Annotated in this window: 5 protein-coding genes; 2 read left to right on the top strand and 3 right to left on the bottom strand. The window is 71.4% G+C overall.

What is annotated here, in order from left to right:
• The coding region (locus IZR01_RS48650) for an HtaA domain-containing protein (RefSeq protein WP_194927832.1) at positions 1 to 794 on the top strand (794 nt) is incomplete at its 5' end.
• A gap of 11 nt (positions 795 to 805) precedes the next feature.
• Here IZR01_RS48650 and IZR01_RS48655 read toward each other — a convergent pair.
• On the bottom strand, positions 806 to 1,468 hold the full coding sequence (locus IZR01_RS48655; RefSeq protein WP_194900081.1) for a biliverdin-producing heme oxygenase: 663 nt from the start codon (positions 1,466 to 1,468) through the stop codon (positions 806 to 808).
• 52 nt (positions 1,469 to 1,520) lie between these two features.
• Entirely contained in the window at positions 1,521 to 2,216 is a 696-nt protein-coding gene (locus IZR01_RS48660) for a TetR/AcrR family transcriptional regulator (protein WP_194927833.1), read from the bottom strand.
• Between the two features lie 58 nt (positions 2,217 to 2,274).
• On the opposite strand from IZR01_RS48660, the gene IZR01_RS48665 reads away from it, so the two are divergent.
• Positions 2,275 to 2,712, top strand: coding sequence for a cupin domain-containing protein (locus IZR01_RS48665; RefSeq protein WP_194900076.1), 438 nt, complete (start codon positions 2,275 to 2,277; stop codon positions 2,710 to 2,712).
• A gap of 161 nt (positions 2,713 to 2,873) precedes the next feature.
• Here IZR01_RS48665 and IZR01_RS48670 read toward each other — a convergent pair whose 3' ends face one another.
• On the bottom strand, positions 2,874 to 3,083 hold the full coding sequence (locus tag IZR01_RS48670) for a hypothetical protein (protein WP_194900075.1): 210 nt from the start codon (positions 3,081 to 3,083) through the stop codon (positions 2,874 to 2,876).
• Positions 3,084 to 3,518: the final 435 nt, after the last annotated feature.

The following is a 3,518-nucleotide window of genomic DNA, read 5'->3' on the forward strand; positions in this document are numbered from 1 at the left end:
GCGCCGCACCGCTCGGTGCCGGCGCCGCCGCGGCGGCCACCGTCCCGTTCGGGTCCGGATCGCTGGACTGGGGCATCAAGGCGAGCTTCCGCGACTACCTCGCCAGCCCCGGGACCGGCGGCGTGATCACCCCCGCCGACGGCGCCACCGCGAACAGCGACGGCACCTTCCACTTCCCGCTCGGCACCGCGGGCTACGACACCGCGACCCACGCCGTCACCTCCGCCTTCGGCGGCAGCCTGCACATCACCGCGCACAACGGGCAGCTGGACCTCAAGCTCGCCGACCTGGCCGTCAGCACCAGCGGGACGACCGGCACGCTGAGCGCCGACACCACCGCCAAGCAGACGGACGGCACGACCTTCCAGGCCGAGGCGGTCCCGCTGCTGACGTTCCCGGTCGCGATGGACTCCTTCGGCGGCAACCCGATCGCGGCCACGCTGACCGCCCAGGGGGCCAAGGCGTTCGGCGGGTTCTATCCGGCCGGGTCGGCGATGGACCCGGTCAGGGTCGCACTGGCTCAGGGCCCGGCTTCGGGTTCGGGACCGGCTTCGGGTTCGGGTTCGCCGTCCTCTCAGGGGGCTGCGGCCTCGTCGGGCTCGGGCTCGGGCTCCGGTTCGGCTTCGGCTTCGAATTCGGGCGCGCCGAGTTCGAAGACTGAGGCATCCGTAGCCACCCACGACTCCTCCGGATCCTCGGCCCTGCCGATCGGGCTCGGCATCGCCGCCGTGATCGTCGTCGCGGCCGGCGGCGGCGCCGTCGTCCTGCGCCGCCGCGCCCGGCAGGACGGCTGACCCGGACCTGCTCAGGCCGCCGGCGGGAAGCACCGGCCGAGGTCCTGGAACAGCGCCGAGTTGAGCCGGAAGGCACGCTTGCACTCCTGCGCGATCCGGCGCTGTTCCACCTCGTCGGCGGCCATCGCGTCGAGCTTGGCCCGGTAGGCGCGCTTGTAGGCGGCGACGTTGCCGATCTCGTCGAAGACGTAGAACCGGACTCCGTCGCCCTTGCGCTGGAAGCCCCACGACTTCTCGGCGGCGTCGCGGATGACCTGCCCGCCCGAAAGATCGCCGAGGTAGCGGGTGTAGTGGTGGGCCACGTAGCCGGCCGGCCAGTCGCGGGCCACGCCGCGCACGCGGGCCACGTACGCCTCGGTCGCCGCGAGCGGCACCAACCGCTCCCGCCACGCCGGGCCGTGCAGATGCCGCAGATCCTGTTCCAGCGCGGCGGTACGGAACAGCGCGGGGTCGACGAAGGCCCCGACGACGGGATGCCCGGCCAGATCCCCCGCGGCGCGCTCCAGTTCCCGGTACACAAACCAGAGCTGTCCGGCCAGGCCCGAATACGCCTCGACGCCGAGCCGTCCGCCCAGCAGGTCGCCCACGAACGGCGACGCCTCCGCCTTCTCGTGCTCGGCCGCGCTGGCGGTGCGAAGCAGGGCGGCGAATCCGCCGGTCGCCGTTTCGGTCATGGGCTAGTCCCTCCGTCAGCGCCGGTCGAGTCCGGCATGAATTAAGGTAAGGCTAACCTAAGCTACGGTCAGCGTTCCCGCCCTGGTCCGTGATCAGGCCGTCCACCAGGGCCCTGAGTCCGTCCAGGTAGGTGTCTTCGGCGGTGATCGCGGCCCAGCGGTCGGCGAGCCGGGCCAGCCGGGGGAGTTCGGCGGGATCCAGGGCGGTGAAGATCTGGGCGCGGCGGGTGGGCCGGGGGTCGCGGGTGCGGCGGTTGGCCGCGGCGGCGGTGATGGTGATCTGGCCGAGGGTGTAGTACCAGATCGCGCGGTAGCCGCGGACCGCCTGTTCGGGGGTCAGGCCGCTGCGGATCAGGCCGTCCACGATCTGCTCGACGAACCACAGCGCGGTGGGCGACATCAGGTCGTCGGCGGTGAGCAGTTCGGCGGCCCAGGGACAGTCCCGCAGGGCGTCGTGGATCGCGGCGGCGGCGGCGATGGTCTGCTCGCGCGGCGTGCCCGACGGTTCGGGGCGGCGCATCGTGCGTTCGGCGTATTCGTCGAGCAGTAGGAGCAGCAGCTCCTCCTTGTCGCGGACGTGGTGGTAGAGCGCCATCGGGGTGCTGCCGACCTCCGCGGCCAGCCGCCGCATGGTCAGCCGGTCCGCGCCCTGCTCGGCCACGATGCGCCGACCGGCCTCGATGACCTCCTCGCGACTGATCCGGGGCGGCCGGCCGGGGCTCTTGCGGGGTGTGGACGGTGTCGGCATGCCCTCATCATCTCCCGGGGCGTCGACAGCCGAGGGCCGGAGGCGCTACTTTTTATACATGTACAAAAATCAAGCCCTCGCGCACGACCTCTTCGCCACGCTGCTGTCCTTCAACCCGGACGGCAGCATCCGCCTCGGCGAACGCAGCTTCACGACCGCCTACGACGGCGGCTGGCAGGCCGCCGCCTTCCACGCCGAGACCGACGCCGACGTGCACGCCGACCACTGGGAGATGCACCCCGAGGCGGACGAGGCGGTGTGTTGCCTGTCCGGCGGCATGCGCATGTACCTCCGCCCCGCCGAAGACGACGCTGACAGCGATGGTGACAGCGACAACGATGGTGACGGTGACGGCGCGGAGGAGATGACACTCCTGCCCGCGGGCTCGGCGGTCGTCGTCCCGCGCGGCCGCTGGCACCGGCTGGAACTGGACGCGCCGAGCGATCTGCTCTCCATCACCCCGCGCCGCGGCACTCGCCTGGAGCAGCGGTGCTGAGGCGGTCCTGGCGCGCCGGCGCGGCGCTGGGCGGTCTGCACGTACTGCTCGGCGTGCTGATCCTGTTCGCCGCGCGGGACGCCCGCCGTTTTGAGATCTGGGAACGCTGAGGATGACGTCGGCCAGACGCCGCCGCGCGCCGCCGCGTCTGGCTAGCTGCTCTACGGCTCAGTCGCCGCGATGGTCAGCAGGATGGGGACGATCGGCCCGAGGCCGGCCAGTTCGGCGGCCCCGACCAAGGCCGGGGTGAGCAGCGGGCGCAGCGCGCGGGCCACGCCGGCCAGGTCGATGCGTGCCAGGTTGATGCGTGCCAGGTCGATACCGGGCACCGAGGCCTTCGGCAGACCCGAGATGGTCAGAGTCACGGTCATGGGCGAACACCTCCGGACGTGCCCGGGGGCACGGCAAAGGAAGCCCGGAAGCCGACGGGGCTCCGCCGGCCTGAGAAGACCAGGGCCGTTACGCGGAAGGTGAGTCCACTTCGGGGCGCGGGAACGGGGAACGGGGACTGCGAATGTGACAACGGGGACTGTGACTATGACCCGAACCCATGTCGCTCACCTCCCGTGGCCCGGCGCGTCGCGGCGCGCAACCGTAGTGCTCAAGTAGACGCCTGACTCGGCCGATTAGTCAAGCGATTGCGCAAGCGTTGAAGTGGATCTAGCGCCGCTCACCTACGGCTCACCTACGGCTCACCTACGGCTCACCTACGGCTCACCTACGGCTCACCTACGGCTCACCTACGGCTCACCTACGGCTCACCTACGGCTCACCTACGGCTCACCTACGGCTCACCTACGGCTCAC

The organism is Catenulispora pinisilvae (assembly GCF_015356865.1).
Lineage (GTDB): Bacteria > Actinomycetota > Actinomycetes > Streptomycetales > Catenulisporaceae > Catenulispora > Catenulispora pinisilvae.

Bases quoted from the DNA above. Each gene is read 5' to 3' on its own strand.
- IZR01_RS48655 (WP_194900081.1), bottom strand. From the start codon at position 1,468: ATGACCGAAACGGCGACCGGCGGATTCGCCGCCCTGCTTCGCACCGCC.
- IZR01_RS48660 (WP_194927833.1), bottom strand. From the start codon at position 2,216: ATGCCGACACCGTCCACACCCCGCAAGAGCCCCGGCCGGCCGCCCCGG.
- IZR01_RS48665 (WP_194900076.1), top strand. From the start codon at position 2,275: ATGTACAAAAATCAAGCCCTCGCGCACGACCTCTTCGCCACGCTGCTG.
- IZR01_RS48670 (WP_194900075.1), bottom strand. From the start codon at position 3,083: ATGACCGTGACTCTGACCATCTCGGGTCTGCCGAAGGCCTCGGTGCCC.